Source organism: Desulfococcus sp., assembly GCF_041737845.1.
Classification (GTDB): Bacteria; Desulfobacterota; Desulfobacteria; order Desulfobacterales; family Desulfococcaceae; genus Desulfococcus.
Genome location: NZ_JBGSQX010000146.1, coordinates 152,824 through 167,533 on the forward strand (window position 1 = coordinate 152,824; position 14,710 = coordinate 167,533).

At 61.3% G+C, this 14,710-nt stretch carries 12 protein-coding genes and 1 pseudogene; 9 read left to right on the forward strand and 4 right to left on the reverse strand.

The features are described from left to right. Window positions 1–6: 6 nt before the first annotated feature. Window positions 7–435 carry an iron-sulfur cluster assembly scaffold protein gene (locus ACEW8N_RS17870; protein ID WP_373501214.1) on the forward strand — a complete coding sequence of 143 codons (429 nt, stop codon included), beginning with the start codon at window positions 7–9 and terminating at the stop codon, window positions 433–435. A gap of 38 nt (window positions 436–473) precedes the next feature. After that, a complete protein-coding gene (locus ACEW8N_RS17875; RefSeq protein ID WP_373501215.1) occupies window positions 474–728 on the forward strand; it encodes a zinc ribbon domain-containing protein in 255 nt (84 codons plus the stop codon). A gap of 61 nt (window positions 729–789) precedes the next feature. On the opposite strand, the gene ACEW8N_RS17880 is transcribed toward ACEW8N_RS17875, so the two are convergent. Both ACEW8N_RS17880 and ACEW8N_RS17885 read right to left on the reverse strand, forming a co-directional pair. Continuing rightward, window positions 790–1,431, reverse strand: coding sequence for a GntR family transcriptional regulator (locus ACEW8N_RS17880; protein WP_373501216.1), 642 nt, complete (start codon window positions 1,429–1,431; stop codon window positions 790–792). A 32-nt stretch (window positions 1,432–1,463) separates the two neighbouring features. Then, window positions 1,464–2,636 carry an NAD(P)/FAD-dependent oxidoreductase gene (locus tag ACEW8N_RS17885; RefSeq protein WP_373501217.1) on the reverse strand — a complete coding sequence of 391 codons (1,173 nt, stop codon included), beginning with the start codon at window positions 2,634–2,636 and terminating at the stop codon, window positions 1,464–1,466. Between the two features lie 370 nt (window positions 2,637–3,006). Between ACEW8N_RS17885 and ACEW8N_RS17890 the strand changes: the two genes are divergently transcribed. Both ACEW8N_RS17890 and ACEW8N_RS17895 read left to right on the forward strand, forming a co-directional pair. Then, window positions 3,007–4,332, forward strand: a complete 1,326-nt coding sequence (locus ACEW8N_RS17890; protein ID WP_373501218.1) for a saccharopine dehydrogenase C-terminal domain-containing protein — start codon at window positions 3,007–3,009, stop codon at window positions 4,330–4,332. A 328-nt stretch (window positions 4,333–4,660) separates the two neighbouring features. Next, on the forward strand, window positions 4,661–5,878 hold the full coding sequence (locus ACEW8N_RS17895) for an aminotransferase class I/II-fold pyridoxal phosphate-dependent enzyme (RefSeq protein WP_373501219.1): 1,218 nt from the start codon (window positions 4,661–4,663) through the stop codon (window positions 5,876–5,878). 7 nt (window positions 5,879–5,885) lie between these two features. On the opposite strand, the gene ACEW8N_RS17900 is transcribed toward ACEW8N_RS17895, so the two are convergent. After that, on the reverse strand, window positions 5,886–7,319 hold the full coding sequence (locus ACEW8N_RS17900) for an efflux transporter outer membrane subunit (protein ID WP_373501220.1): 1,434 nt from the start codon (window positions 7,317–7,319) through the stop codon (window positions 5,886–5,888). A gap of 234 nt (window positions 7,320–7,553) precedes the next feature. Between ACEW8N_RS17900 and ACEW8N_RS17905 the strand changes: the two genes are divergently transcribed. Further along, a complete protein-coding gene (locus tag ACEW8N_RS17905) occupies window positions 7,554–8,027 on the forward strand; it encodes an HPP family protein (protein WP_373501221.1) in 474 nt (157 codons plus the stop codon). 99 nt (window positions 8,028–8,126) lie between these two features. Further along, window positions 8,127–8,510, forward strand: coding sequence for a YajD family HNH nuclease (locus ACEW8N_RS17910; RefSeq protein WP_373501222.1), 384 nt, complete (start codon window positions 8,127–8,129; stop codon window positions 8,508–8,510). Between the two features lie 30 nt (window positions 8,511–8,540). Here the strand turns inward: ACEW8N_RS17910 and ACEW8N_RS17915 are convergent, their stop codons facing one another. After that, complete coding sequence (locus tag ACEW8N_RS17915) at window positions 8,541–9,590, reverse strand: TIGR00266 family protein (RefSeq protein ID WP_373501223.1); 1,050 nt, start codon at window positions 9,588–9,590, stop codon at window positions 8,541–8,543. 210 nt (window positions 9,591–9,800) lie between these two features. Between ACEW8N_RS17915 and ACEW8N_RS17920 the strand changes: the two genes are divergently transcribed. The 3 genes and pseudogenes from ACEW8N_RS17920 to ACEW8N_RS17930 all read left to right on the forward strand — a co-directional run. Continuing rightward, the gene (locus tag ACEW8N_RS17920) at window positions 9,801–12,800 is read left to right on the forward strand and encodes a PEP/pyruvate-binding domain-containing protein (RefSeq protein WP_373501224.1); all 3,000 of its coding nucleotides are present in this window, start codon (window positions 9,801–9,803) and stop codon (window positions 12,798–12,800) included. A 122-nt stretch (window positions 12,801–12,922) separates the two neighbouring features. Then, a complete protein-coding gene (gene gdhA / locus ACEW8N_RS17925) occupies window positions 12,923–14,272 on the forward strand; it encodes an NADP-specific glutamate dehydrogenase (protein WP_373501225.1) in 1,350 nt (449 codons plus the stop codon). Window positions 14,273–14,278: 6 nt separating this feature from the next. Then, a pseudogene (locus tag ACEW8N_RS17930) lies at window positions 14,279–14,710 on the forward strand (hypothetical protein); the annotation flags it as partial.

Below are 14,710 nucleotides of genomic sequence, written 5' to 3' on the forward strand. Positions count from 1 at the left end.
GAGACCATGAATCAGCACCAATCCTCGGACTCGGCCAGCGCGGCCGCGGTTCACAAAATGCTCTCGGAATCGGGGTATTCGGAAAAGGCCATCTCCTATTTCATCGAAAAACCATACATGGGGGCCATCGCCGATGCCGATCAGACCTCCCAGATGACCGGAACCTGCGGGGATACCATGGGGGTGTACCTGAAATTCGAGAATGGCGTCATCCAGGACGCGCGATATGAGGTGATGGGCTGCGCCGGGGCCATCTCCGCAGCCATGGCCGCCGTCGACCTGATCAAGGGCAAAACCATCGAGGAGGCCAGAAAACTCAACGACGGCGACATCTTTCGGGTCCTTCAGGAAATCCCGGCCCAGAAGCATCACTGCATCCAGCTTGCCGTCAAGACCCTTCAAAAAGCCTTGGATGAATACACGTCGACCAAGTAGCCCCCGGGGGTGAATGGAGCGACGTCCGAAGGAGAGTCATGCCCCTTTACGAGTATCTATGCCAGGATTGCGGGCAGTTGAGTGAACTGCTGGTAACCTCGTCCACTGAAGAATCGCGGTGCCCCGCCTGCGGCGGCATCCATTTGAGGAAGCTTCTCTCGGCCCCCTCCTCCGCTTCAGGCGTCGCCAGACAGGGGATGCCGGGTCCGGGGGATACGGGCTGCTGCGGTTCGTCCCCGGGCCATTCGGGGTGCGCCGGACCGGGGAGCTGCTGCGGGCGAACCCCCAGATAGCACCGGACAGACAGCACCAGACAGATCATATCGGACAGATAGCTTCGGAGCGCCGCCCGGCTCAGCAGAGCGCCAGGAACTTGGCCCGGATGCGCTCCAGGTGGCTGATCAGGGATGCGCGCCGGAGTTCCGCCATCCCCGGCGCGTCCCCCCGGCCGAGGACCTCCTGTGAGCTGGTGATTTCGTTCAGAATGGCGTGGACCTCCTCATCCCAGCTTTTCCTGTCGAGCGTGACGTACCAGAGCCGCACGGTCAGGCGGTAGAGTTCCCCGGACATGCCGGTCAGGACCTCGTTTTCGGCCGCGTCGTAAATAATCTCCCTGAAATCAAAATCGATGTTTACCAGCGCATTCTTGTCCACGATCCCCTGAAGCGCGGCGCATCTCTCTCCGACGGCCGCCAGCCGGACCAGGTGGCCGGGCGCGATGTGTTCCGCGGCCAGCCGCCCCGCCATGGCCTCGAGTTCGAGGCGGATCGGGTAGACGTTCATCATCTTCTGATAGTCGATCTCGGCCACCATCGTCCCGGTCCGGGGCAGGATGCGGACAAGCTGGGCCCATTCCAACCGGTTCAGCACCTCGCGGAGCGGCGTCCGGCTGATCCCGAACTCCGCGGCAAGCACCTTTTCATTCAAAATCCGGCCGGGTTCGTATTCAAGGAACAGGATCCTGTCCTGGAGGATCCGGTAGATCTCTTCATTCATGGGAATTCACCCCTTCTCTGCCTGCCCGACGGCTACACCAGCCCCCCTTCACTCAGCGGCTTTTTTTCGATGATCCGTTCCGGCTGGAAAATGGAGAGGTCCAGGGCGTGGGGCTTTCCCGTGATCAGCTCCATCAGGTAGCGTCCCACGGCGGGCGCCTGCTGGAGGCCGTGCCCCGAGAAGCCGTTGGCCAGGTAGAGGCCCTTCATTCCCGGCCATTCCCCCAGAATGGCATTCCCGTCCAGGGTGTTGACGGCATAGAGGCCGCCCCACCCGCGGACCAGCTTGAGACGGTCGAAGCCGGGAACAAATTCCGCCAGTTCCAGCCAGAGGGTCTCCATGAAGCGCTTGTCGTCCCAGCCGAAGTCATAGCCGACGGGATCGTCGGGCATGGATTTTCCCAAGAGGATCAGGCCGCCCGTTTCACTTCGGAAGTAGAGGCCCGACGGCAGAATCGTGAGGGGCAGCGGCGTGTCGGGCTTGACGGCGGTGTCCAGCGCAAAGACCTGGCGGTTCGTCGGCTGAACCGGCAGCGACACGCCCGCGGTCCTGGCGATGTCGGCGCACCAGGCGCCCGCGCAGTTGATGACGATGCCCGCGTTGAGGGTGTCGCCGCTCTTCAGCCGAACCCCCTGGACGGCGCCTTCCCCGGAAAGGATCTCCACCGCCTCGTCTTTCAGGTAGACGACCCCCTGGGAGCGGGCCTTGGCCTTGTACCCCATGAGAAACGCATAGGCGTCGAAATGGCCATCGCGGCGGCCGAAGGTCCCGCCGACATAGCCTTCGGTGTCGTATAGCGGGTATCGATCCCGAATCTGTTCCGGCTCCCACCATTCCACCCGGCAGCCAAGCTCCTGCTGCATGGCCAGTGCGGCCAGCGCGGCCTCGCGGCCCCGGCCGTCGACCATGAAAAGGTTGCCCTCACGCCGATAGGAAATGCCGGGCTTGAAGCCCTCCACCGCCATCTCCTCCTCGAAGGTTTCGAGAATTTCCAAGGCATACATCGATATCTCGACGTTCTGCCTAAGACTGAACTGAATCCGGGCGTTGGCCATGGAAAGGGTGGTGGAGGATTTGGCGTAGGTCGGGTCCCTTTCCACCACGGCTACCTTGAGAGCCCTGTCGGCAAGGGTGAGATAATAGGCTGCGGCGGAGCCCATGACGCCGCCGCCGATGATGACGATATCGTAAGAACGACTTTCCATTGTGGGCACTCCTCTTCATGCCTTCCGCGGATGGCTACCGTATCCCGGCGTCCTCCATACGGGGTTCGGGACGATGCCGCCCCGGGGATGCGGGGCCGACGGCAGGGTTCAGTCCGGCGGAGGGCTGAAAAAAAGATGATTAAAGAAATACTGCTGTATGATGCAGATTATGTCTGTGGTATACCTCTGGTAAAATCAGGTGTCAAGAATTATGGGCCGGGTCTATTTTCTTTCCCGCCCGGATATGGTATGGCGTCCCCGGCAGGCGCGATCCCCGTCCCAGGACACCCGGGGGCATCCGCCGGAATGGGGGCGATCCCGCTGGTGCCCGTGAAAAGAACAGAGATCTGAATCAGAAAAGGAGCGAACAATGAAAAACATCCTCGTCCTGGGCGCCGGCTTCGTTACGCGCCCGTTGGTCGCCTATCTGCTGGAACAGCCGGAGACCCGGCTGACCATGGCCACCCGGACCGTGGAGAAGGCAAGGAACATCATCTGCGGCCACCCCAATGGGTCGGCCGTGGAGGTGAATGTCGAAAACGGCGAGGCCCTCGAAAAGGTCATCAAGCCCGCGGACATCGTCATCAGCCTCCTGCCGTGGACCTTTCACCTGGATGTGGCGAAGCTCTGCCTGGCCCATAAAAAGCACCTGGTGACCACCTCCTACGTGAAGCCGGAAATGGCGGCCCTGGATGCGGAGGCCAAAGCCTCCGGTCTGCTTTTTCTGAATGAAATCGGGGTGGACCCCGGCATCGACCACATGGCGGCCATGAAGGTCATCAACGAAGTCAAGGGCGCGGGAGGTGAGATCGAAAGCTTTTACTCCTACTGCGGGGGGCTGCCGTCCCTTCCCTGCAACGACAACCCCTTCGGCTACAAGTTTTCCTGGAGCCCGAAAGGCGTGCTCCTGGCGGCCCTGAACGACGGCCGGTACCTCAAGGACGGCGAGATCGTGAAGATTGACAGCGAGCACCTCTTCGAACACTACTGGCTGATCGACGTCCCCGGGGCGGGCGCCTTCGAGGCCTATGTCAACCGCGACGCCCTGCCCTACATGGAGATCTACGGCATTCAATCGGCCCGTTCCATGTACCGGGGGACCCTCCGGAACATCGGCCACTGCGAATCATGGAACTATTTCAAAAAGATCGGACTCTTGAACCACGAGCGCACCTTTGATTTCACCACGACCTCCCCCCGGGAGATCATGGCGGCCCTGGCGGGCGGCGGCGGCAGGGACGTGGCCCTTGATATCGCCGGGTTCCTGGGCATCCCGCCCTATGCCGTGGCCATCAAGAAGCTCGCATGGCTGGGGCTGCTGGATGACCGGAAGCTGCCGCTGAAAGCGGCAACGCCCTTCGACATGTTCGCCCATGTGCTCGAGAAGAAACTGGTCTACCGGCCGGGAGAGACGGACCTTCTGATCCAGTATCACGAGTTTGTCGCCGCCTACCCGGACGGCGTGAGGAAGAAGATCACCGCCGCCATGATCGACACGGGCATTCCCGGCGGGGACAGCGCCATGTCCCGGACGGTCGGGCTGCCGGCCGCCATCGGCACCCGGATGCTCATGGAGGGGAAGCTCCGCTTGACGGGCGTCCACAGGCCGGTGCTTCCGGAGATCTACCGGCCGGTGCTGGACGAACTGTCGGACCTCGGGATCCGGCTGAATGAGAGGTGCGAGGTGCTGGGATAGTCCGAATCCGGCGGAGGCGGCCGGTCTCTCACGATAATCTCATTGACAAACCCGGGCGGCTTCATTAGAATTGCCGCCAAAAACGACGCGCCGACAGGATCGATCACCGCCAAAGCAGATCTACACCCATGAAAAAAACACCGCTATGGCTTGCAGCGGCCGCCGCGACCGAAACAGTCCCGGCGACATTCGGCTGCGGGTAATTCGATAACCGGAATTTTTCGCACCCCAGACGCCACGGACTGACAGGCTCCCGTGGCGTTTTTTTGTCTAAAGCCCCGGGCGAGAATGGGTCCGAGGCTTTTTTTGGGTCCCAAAGGAGGATTTGATGAACGTGAAGAACGACATTCAATTTGCCAAGCGGATGGAGCAGCTCCCGCCCTACCTCTTCGGCATGATCAATCACATGAAGACCGAAAAGCGCCTGAACGGAGACGACGTGATCGATCTCGGCATGGGAAATCCCATCGACCCCACCCCCGAGCCCATCGTTCAGAAACTCTGCGAAGTCGCCCGGGACCCCAAAACCCATCGCTATCCCATCGCCTCCGGAATGCGGAACCTGAAGCGTGAAATTGCAAAGAATTATGCCAGGGATTACGGCGTGACCCTGGACGACGAGCGGGAGGTGATCTGCACCATCGGTTCGAAGGAGGGGATTTCCCACATGTGCCTGGCGGTGGTGGGCCCCGGAGACACCGTTCTGGTCCCGGCGCCGGCCTTTCCCATCCATATCTACGCGGTGACCATCGCCGGCGGCAATGTGATCCGCATCCCCCTGTCGTCGGAGGAGACCTTTCTGCGGCGGATCTCCGAAATGTGCGAGTCCCTCTATCCCCCGCCCAAGGTCCTGATGCTCAACTATCCCCACAATCCCACGGCAGAAGTGGCTTCCCGAAGCCTCTACACGGAAATCGTCGCCATGGCCAAAAAATACCATTTTCTGGTGCTCCATGATTTCGCATACGCCAGGATCACCTTCGACGGATACACCGCGCCCAGTTTTATGGAGGTTCCGGGGGCGAGGGATGTGGGCGTTGAATTCGGGTCTTTTTCCAAATCCTACAACATGGCCGGGTGGCGTTTGGGCTATTGCGTGGGCAATGACCGCCTGATTGCAGGGCTGGCCAAGATCAAGGGGTATTACGACTACGGGATCTTCTCACCGATTCAGGTCGCGGGTATCGTGGCCCTCCGGGAATGCGAGGATGAAGTGGTGCAGCAGGTCGCCATTTACCAGAACCGGCGGGACGTCCTCTGCCGGGGGCTCGAGGCCATGGGGTGGGAGGTCACGGCCCCCAAGGCGGGGATGTTCGTCTGGGTGAAAATCCCCGAGCCCTACAGCGAGCTGGGGTCCATGGAATTTTCCGTCCAGATGATGGACCACGCCAACGTGGCCATGGCGCCGGGAATCGGCTTCGGCCAGGAGGGCGAGGGATACCTGAGGCTGGCCCTGGTGGAAAACGAGCACCGGATCCGGCAGGCCCTCCGCCAGATGAAGCGGGCCCTGCCGGACATCCTGGCATCCCACCGGAAAAGCGCGTAGCGGCGCGTTATTGCAGCGCCGGCGCCCCGGCTCCGGCGGTCCAGCCTCCGCCGATGGATTTCACCAGCGCCACGGCACTGAGATACCGCTGCCCGCGAAGCTGGCTGCTCAGGCGGCGGTTGTCCAGAAAGGTCCGTTCGGAGTCCAGCACCGAGAGATAATTGACCCATCCGCCATCGAACTGCGCCTTTGACAGGCGGTAGGCTTCTTCGGCGAACCGGACGGCTTCGAGGTTCGCCGCCTGCTGCCTTTCCAGAAGCGCCACGCTGACCAGCGCGTTTTCGACGTCGCCGAAGGCCGCCACGATGGTTTGGCGATACAGGGCGTATGCCTCGGCGTAGCGCGCCTTTGCGCGATCAAGTTCGGCAGCGTTCCGGCCGCCTTCGAAGACTGGAATGTGAATGCTGGGCAGGATGCCCCACGTAAAGCTCCCGGCGTCGAACAGGTCCCCGGCCCGGGCGCTGCCGAATCCGGCGTTCGCGCTGATGGACACCTGGGGATAAAAGGCGGCGGCGGCCACCCCGACCCGGGAATTTTCAGCGGCCATGAGGCGCTCCGCCCGCCGGATGTCCGGCCGGGATTCCAGCAGCACGGAAGGCACGACCGAAGGCATCTCGGGAGGGGCTTCCTCCAGGGGGTCGACGTTTAGGGAGAGTTCGGCCGGGGGTTTACCCAGAAGGACGGCGATGGCGTTTTCGAGACGGGTCCGGTCCCGCGACAAAGCGAGCAGGAGCGCCTCGGTGGCGCTCAGTTCCGCTTCGGCCTGGGCGACGGGCAGGCGCGAAATCACCCCGAGGGTGAACCGGTTTTTAATGATCTTGAGGGTCTCGCGCCGGACCTCGATGGCCCGGGACACGATGCGGATGTCGTCGTCGAACGCCCGCATGGCGAAGTAATTGACGGCGATGTCGGTCTGGAGGATGAGCCTGAGGCCGAGATCGTCCTCGACGGCGGCTTCTGCATCCGCCAGGCTCGCCTCGACACCCCTTCGGACGCGCCCGAAGAGATCGAGTTCGTAGGCGACATCGAGGGGAAGTGCCCAGGTGGTGAAGGTGCCGCCCTGGCCGGTTTCAAGGGTTTTGGATACCCCGGTCTTGGCATAGGCGGGGTCGACGGAAACAAGGGGAAAGAGGCCCGAACGGGAGATCCGGGCGACGGCCCTGGCCTGCTCGATCCTCTGCGCGGACGCGGTCAGGTCGAAATTGCCGGCCATGGCATCTTCAATCAGACGGCTCAGTACGGGGTCCTGGAAATGCCGCCACCATTTTTCCGCCATCGGCTCGGGCGGGGTCTGGCCTCTGGCCTGGGCATGCTTGAATGCGCCGGGGGTTTCGACCTTAGGCTTCACATAGTCGGGCCCCACCATGCAGGCGGTAAGCATGGATGCCAGAAAAACAGACGCGAACAGCCGCGTCAAGCCTCTATCGAAGAATCGCATCATGGGAATGACTCCGGGGTGTGTTTTGGGAATTTGATCGCAGGCGCGTCGGACGAGGCATCGACGCCCCCGGTGTTATGGCAGATTTTGACAGGTGGATCAATACTGAAATCCCGGGGCGGCGGCCGGTTGAAAATGACCATATCCCAACCCCGTTGAATTTGATATACCGCATTCATACATTGGTTTGGAGCCGTTTGGATTTGTGGAACCATTCAAGATGAACAGGAGAGACCCATGACAATGCTTGCACGAGACATCATGGTGACCGAGTTTGACAAGGTCCATGAGCATGCGCCGGCCGGGGAGGCCATCCACAAGATATTGCACGGAAGGGTCCGGGAATCGGGATACAAGAGCGCCAGCCTTCTGGTGGTGAACGCAAGTCACCGCCTGGCGGGTGTCGTGACGATATTTGATATCCTCTACCACCTGCGTCCGGATTTTCTGAACTACGGCATCAGCGGGGAAGAGATCTCCTGGAGAGGTCACCTGAAGGCTTTTGTGAAAAAGCTCGAGGAAAAAAAGGTCGAGCACATCATGAGCAGAAACATCGTATTCGCCTCGCCCGACGAACACATCATGGTGCTGCTGGACCGCATGGTCAAAAACCGGTACCGCAGGCTGCCCATCGCCAAAGACGGGTTGCCGATCGGGATTGTTTATCTGGAGGACATCTATTATTACCTCTTCAAGGATGATGGCAGGTAGGCCGCGCTCCGGACCCGTCCCGGCATATAAAGGGACACCCCGGATCGATCCTGAAAAGAGGAGAAGGGCGCCCGCCGCGGTGCGCCGGGAGGTGGATTTATGCCATTGAAAAAGACTTCAGCAGACAGGCGCAGCGCGTCCGATGCGTTTGCCGAGGCCCGAAGGGAGCAGGAGCGGCGCGAAAAAACCTACCGGGAGCGGGCGCTCAAGATCCACCCCTGGGTCTGCGCGCGCTGCGGGCGGGAGTTTTCGGGCAAAAAGCTCCGGGAGCTGACGGTCCATCACCGGGACCACAACCACGACAACAACCCGCCCGATGGGAGCAACTGGGAGTTGCTGTGCCTATACTGCCACGAGAACGAGCATTCCCGGGGTCTTGAGGCCGATTGGCACGACGGCCCCACCCCGGGCGAGGGCCAGGAGACCTTTTCCACCCACCGGCCCTTCGCCGATCTGGAAAAACTTCTCAAGGCTGACAAATAGCCCACTGGCGACGTCGATCGGCGGGGAGAATCAGCGGTTGTCCCCGTCGATCAGGCCGCCCAGGCCCCCCAGGATGGATCCTTCTCCCCTGCTGCCGCCGCGCTGGGGGGCCGCCTGCAGCATCCGGCCGGCCAGGCGGGAGAACGGCAGGGACTGCAGCCAGATCCTGCCGGGTCCCTGAAGGCTTGCGAAGAAGAGCCCCTCCCCCCCGAAAAGGGCGGTCTTGATCCCCCCCGCCTGCTCAATGTCAAACTGAACACCCGATTCAAACGCCACCACGCATCCCGTGTCCACGTGAAGGGCTTCTCCGGCGTTCAGGCGGCGCTCGACCACGGTGCCGCCGGCGTGGATGAAGACCATGCCGTCCCCCTCGAGCTTCTGCATGATGAACCCCTCTCCGCCGAAAAGGCCGGTTAGGATCTTCCGCTGGAAATAGACCCCGATGGACACCCCCTTGGCGGCGCACAAAAAGCTGTCTTTCTGGCAGATGAGCATGCCGCCGACCCCGGCAAGGGAGATGGGAAGGATATTGCCGGGAAAGGGAGCGCCGAAGGCCACGTGGGCCTTGCCCCGTCCGGTGTGGGTGAAGACGGTCATGAAGAGGCTTTCACCCGTGAGGAGCCGCTTTCCCGCGCCAAGGAGCTTCCCCATGAATCCGCCTCCGGACGCACCGGATGCGTCGCCGAAAACGGTCTGCATCTCAACCTGGATATCCTTGTACATCATGGCGCCGGCCTCGGCCACCGCGCTTTCGCCGGGGTCCAGCTCGATCTCGACAAACTGCATTTCAGCGCCCACGATCCGGTAGTCGACCTCGTCGGCGCCGGTCGGCGACGGCGCGGCGCGGCGCGTATGGTGTTCGGGCGCTCCAGTCTGGGCCGGGGGCGGGGCTGCTCCGGCGGGAAGGGCCGGCGAGGGGTTGCCGCCGAACTCGGGGATTCCGCCGATGGGCAGCCATTCTGAAAACCCCTCCCGCCATGCGTATCCGTTCCTGCCGCGCATCTCGATCTGGAATCGTGCCTGGGATTCGTCGAAGGGGCCGGATTGCTCCCCGGTATAGCTCAGATACCACTCTGTCATGCGTCAACCTCCTCGGCGCGCCAAGGTCCGTGCGTCAAAAGGGGACCGTTTAGGCCATTGCGATTTCATGCGATTGATTGTATAACCATCGAATCTTACATTTATTTTGTCATGCGGGGATCACGACGTGTGCTCCCTGGACGATATTGATTTTTCCGCGAGGGCGTGTCAAGGACAAAAATCTTCCACCGGCAATATCAGGAGAAGGAAATGGCGTCTGCAGGCAACCAATTCGCCAGCGAGTTTTACGCCCGGTTCAAGGTGTTCCATGAACTCATGGCCTTCAAGATACGGGAGGTCATGCTGGTTTCCTCCCCGTACGACGCGTTCATCCTCGAGGAAGACGGCAGTCTTGCATCAAGAATCATAAATGAATACAGTGGGCTGAACTTGAGCATGCCGCCGCGGGTGACCCGGGTGTCCTCCCCCCGCGACGCCCTCGATCTACTGAAGCAAAAGCGTTTCGACCTGATCATTACCATGCCTCACCTGGAAGAGATGGACCCCTGTTCGCTGGGGGCGGCCGTCAAGGAGATCCATCCCCGCCTTCCCGTCATCCTCCTGGCCCACAATGCCCGGGACGTTCTTCAGTACGAGCGGAACCTGCTCTGCTCCGGCATTGACCGGGTCTTTGTCTGGTGCGGCAATTCAGACCTGCTCCTGGCTATCGTCAAGAATGTGGAAGACGATATCAATGTGGATGCCGACACCCGGCGGGCCATGGTCCGGGTCCTCATCCTGGTGGAGGACTCGCCGCTCTATCGTTCATCGTTTCTGCCCCTGATCTACAAGGAGATCGTCAAGCAGACCCAGAACATCATGGAGGCCGGGCTCAATGAAGAGCACCGCCTCCTGCTCATGCGGGCCCGCCCTAAAATTCTTTTGGCTGAAAACTATGAGCAGGCGATGGCGTTGTACCGAAAATATCGCTCCTACCTCTTCGCCATCATCTCCGATGCCCGGTTTCCGAGAGACGGAAGGCTCAACAACCAGGCGGGTTTCCGTTTCCTGTCCCGGATTCGAGAAGAGATTCCCGACCTCCCGCTTCTGATGCTCAGTTCCGATTCGGAAAACCGGACATCGGCGGCTGAAATCCAATCTGTCTTCATCGACAAGAACACGGCCAACCTGCACGGGGAGCTGCGGGATTTTTTCCTCCATCACCTGGGGTTCGGGGATTTTGTGTTCCGAATGCCCGACGGCACCGAGATCGACAGGGCCCATAACCTGAGGACCCTGAAGGAGAAGCTGCCTCATATCCCCGATGCCTCGATCACCTACCACGCCGACCGCAATCATTTTTCCAAATGGATCATGAGCCGGTCCGAGATCCTTCTGGCCTCCAAATTCCGGGAAGTCCAGACCCGGGATTTCAAAGACGCCAACGAGATTCGAAGCTATATCATCAAAAATGTCCAGGCCCTCCTGATCTGGCAGCAGAAAGGGGTCGTGGCCCAGTTCAACCGTCATCAGTTCGATGCGGAGATCATGGATTTCGTGAAAGTCGGCAGCGGATCCCTGGGCGGCAAGGCGAGGGGGCTGGCCTTCATGTCCACCCTGCTCCAGGAAAGCCCCGATATCCACGAAAAATATCCGGACATCAACATCCGCATCCCCAAAAGCCTCGTGATCAGCACCGACGGGTTCGAGGATTTCGTGTCGCGGAATCGATTGCGTCATCTTGTGGACGACGGCTGCAGGGACCATGCGGTCAAGGCGGCATTCTTGGGGGGAGTGATGCCGGAATGGCTTACGGAGGATCTCCGGTCCTTCCTGGCTCAGGTGGAAAAACCGCTCTGCGTCCGGTCTTCCAGCCGGCTGGAAGACGCGCATTTTCAGCCGTATGCCGGTCTCTACGAAACCTGTATGCTCCCCAACAACCACCCCGATTTTGCGGTCCGGTTCGACCAGCTCCTCACCGCCGTAAAACGGGTGTATGCCTCGACCTACTATGAGGGGCCCAAGGCGTTTTCAAAGAGCACCGCCAATCCGCACAGCGAGGAGGCCATGGCCGTCATCGTTCAGGAGGTCTCCGGGTCGCCTTATGATGACTTTTTTTACCCCGCCGTCTCCGGGGTGCTGCAATCCCATAATTTCTATCCGGTCTCCCACATGAAGCCCGAGGACGGCATTGCCCATATCGCGCTGGGGATGGGCAAGACCGTGGTGGAAGGGGAAAAATCCCTTCGGTTTTCCCCGAAATTTCCAGGCATTCAGCCCCAGTTTTCCTCCATTGACGAGATCCTTGCCAATTCGCAGCGCTATTTTTATGCGCTGAAAATCAGGCCGGCCTGTCAGCACATCGATTTCGAGAGGAATTCCAACCTCGTCCGGCGGGAGATCGACGATGCCGAGACCGAGGCCCCGGTGAGGATGCTGGCCAGCACCTATCTCCCCGAGGAGCACCGAATCCGGGATTCGGGCGTCTTCTCCGGCCCCAAGATCCTGACCTTTGCGTCCATTTTGAAGCACAGGATCTTCCCCCTGCCCGAGATATTGACGGATTTCCTTGAACTCGGCCGGAAAGCCCTGGGCTGCCCCGTCGAAATCGAGTTCGCCGTCAATCTCTCCTCCGACCGGGGGGAAAAGGAGCGGAAGGACGATTTCTATTTCCTTCAGATGCGGCCCATGGTGTCCGCCCAGGGCCGCATGGATGTCCAGATCACCGAGGAGGAGGTCGACCGGGCCTTCCTGGTCTCCTGGCAATCCCTGGGAAACGGAAAGGAGGAGGATATCCGGGACATCGTCTATGTCAAGCCCGAAGCCTTCGATCCCGGCATGACGCCCCGGGTGGCAGAGGAGGTCGGCATCCTCAATGCGGCCCTCCTGAAGGAAAAGCGCGGCTATCTCCTGGCGGGGCCGGGGCGGTGGGGCTCCTCCGACCGCTGGCTCGGGGTGCCGGTCCAGTGGCGCCACATCTCTGGCGTTCGGGCCATCGTGGAGCTCCGGAACGAGAACCTTCGGGCGGACCCCTCCCAGGGATCCCATTTCTTCCAGAACATCACGTCGCTGGGGATCTATTACATCACCATCACCGAGGGGACCCGGGACCGTTTTGACTGGGAGCTGCTGAACGGCCTTCCGTCGGTTCATGAAACCCCCTATCTGCGCCATGTACGCCTCTCCGAGCCCATCTGTCTGAAGGCGGACGGGAGAAGCGGCCGATGCATCATGATGCGCCAGGGCGGCCGCGGCATCTCCCGCGGTTGATCGACCGCGGATTTCGGTCCGGCGCCGTGAAACGGCTTGACAAATCAGATGGATGTTGCGATATGGCTTTTTTTCCTGAAAAATTGCACAAATCCACCATCAGCCAGAAATGGGAGGAAGGGATGACCGACATATTGACGTTGATCAAGGAAAAGGACCCGGGCCAGAAAGAGTTTCATCAGGCCGTTCAGGAGGTCGTGGAAACCATTCGGCCGGTCCTGGACCGCAACCCGGAATACCGCCAGGCCGCGGTCCTGGAAAGGATCGTCGAGCCGGAGCGGGTCATCCTGTTCCGGGTGCCGTGGATGGATGATCAGGGCCAGGTCCGGATCAACCGGGGGTTTCGAATTCAAATGAACAGCGCCATCGGGCCCTACAAGGGCGGCCTCCGGTTCCACCCCTCGGTCAACCTCAGCATCCTCAAGTTCCTGGCCTTCGAGCAGGTCTTCAAGAACGCCCTCACGACCCTGCCCATGGGCGGCGGCAAGGGCGGATCGGATTTCGACCCCAAAGGAAAATCCGATATCGAGGTGATGCGCTTCTGCCAGAGCTTCATGGTCGAACTATTCCGGCACATCGGCCCCAATACCGACGTGCCGGCCGGGGATATCGGCGTCGGGGCCCGGGAGATCGGCTATCTCTTCGGGATGTACAAGCGGCTCTCCAATGAGTTCACGGGGGTTCTGACCGGCAAGAGCCTCAACTGGGGGGGGAGCCTCATCCGACCCGAGGCCACCGGCTACGGGACCGTCTATTTCGCCGCTGAGATGCTGGCGACCCGGGGAGACAGACTGGAGGGAAAAACCGCCCTGGTCTCCGGCTCCGGCAACGTGGCCCAGTTCACCGTGGAGAAGCTGATCGAGATGGGAGCCAGGGCCGTCACCCTCTCCGACTCGTCGGGCGGCATCTACGACGAGGAAGGGATCGACGCGGAGAAGTTAGCCTTTGTGAAGCGCCTCAAGAATGTCCGGCGCGGAAGGATCAAGGAGTACGCTGAAAAATATCCCGGCGCGGTCTACACGGAAACCGATCCCACCCTGGGGTACAACCCCCTCTGGGACCACCCGGCCGACTGCGCCCTGCCCTGCGCCACCGAAAACGAGATCAACGGCAAGGACGCGGAAAATCTGGTGAAAAACGGTGTATTTCTGGTGAGCGAAGGCGCCAACATGCCTTCCACGCCTGAGGCCATCAGCATCTTTCTCGACAGGAAGATCCTTTACGCGCCGGGAAAGGCATCCAATGCCGGCGGCGTGGCCGTGTCCGGCCTCGAGATGTCCCAGAACAGCATGCGGCTCAACTGGCCCCGGGAAGAGGTGGACAACCGGCTCAAGCTGATCATGAAGTCCATCCACAAAACCTGCATGGACGCGGCGGCGGAATACAACGAACCCGGAAACTACATGGCCGGCGCCAACATCGCGGGCTTCGTCAAGGTCGTCAACGCCATGCTGGACCAGGGCGTGGTGTAACGCCGGATGCGGATTCATGCCGGCTGGCTCATCGACGGCAGCGGAAACCCCGCATTGCCGGACCGGCTCGTCACGGTCGAGAAGGGCGTCATCCGGTCGGTTGAAGACGCCCGGACGGCGCCTCCGGAAGACCGGCCCGGACCGCGGCTCGATCTGGCCGGGTGCACCCTCCTTCCCGGGCTCGTCGACGCCCATCTCCACCTCTTCATGTCCGGAACCGACGATTTGGCGGTCCGGCAAAGCCAGCTCGCGGCCGAATTCGGGGAGATCCGGGCGGCCATCGCCCTGCACCTGGCGCAGTCCCACGCCCACGGCGTCGTTGCCGTGCGGGACGGCGGGGATTACGGGAACCACGCCCTCCGGTACAAAACCGAGTGCGCGGCGGACCTGCCTCCCGGCATGACCGTCCGGGCGGCTGGCCGGGCCTTTCGCGCGCCG

Coding starts and splice junctions, on each gene's coding strand:
- ACEW8N_RS17870 (WP_373501214.1), top strand. CDS start 7: ATGAATCAGCACCAATCCTCGGACTCGGCCAGCGCGGCCGCGGTTCAC.
- ACEW8N_RS17875 (WP_373501215.1), top strand. CDS start 474: ATGCCCCTTTACGAGTATCTATGCCAGGATTGCGGGCAGTTGAGTGAA.
- ACEW8N_RS17880 (WP_373501216.1), bottom strand. CDS start 1,431: ATGAATGAAGAGATCTACCGGATCCTCCAGGACAGGATCCTGTTCCTT.
- ACEW8N_RS17885 (WP_373501217.1), bottom strand. CDS start 2,636: ATGGAAAGTCGTTCTTACGATATCGTCATCATCGGCGGCGGCGTCATG.
- ACEW8N_RS17890 (WP_373501218.1), top strand. CDS start 3,007: ATGAAAAACATCCTCGTCCTGGGCGCCGGCTTCGTTACGCGCCCGTTG.
- ACEW8N_RS17895 (WP_373501219.1), top strand. CDS start 4,661: ATGAACGTGAAGAACGACATTCAATTTGCCAAGCGGATGGAGCAGCTC.
- ACEW8N_RS17900 (WP_373501220.1), bottom strand. CDS start 7,319: ATGATGCGATTCTTCGATAGAGGCTTGACGCGGCTGTTCGCGTCTGTT.
- ACEW8N_RS17905 (WP_373501221.1), top strand. CDS start 7,554: ATGACAATGCTTGCACGAGACATCATGGTGACCGAGTTTGACAAGGTC.
- ACEW8N_RS17910 (WP_373501222.1), top strand. CDS start 8,127: ATGCCATTGAAAAAGACTTCAGCAGACAGGCGCAGCGCGTCCGATGCG.
- ACEW8N_RS17915 (WP_373501223.1), bottom strand. CDS start 9,590: ATGACAGAGTGGTATCTGAGCTATACCGGGGAGCAATCCGGCCCCTTC.
- ACEW8N_RS17920 (WP_373501224.1), top strand. CDS start 9,801: ATGGCGTCTGCAGGCAACCAATTCGCCAGCGAGTTTTACGCCCGGTTC.
- gdhA (WP_373501225.1), top strand. CDS start 12,923: ATGACCGACATATTGACGTTGATCAAGGAAAAGGACCCGGGCCAGAAA.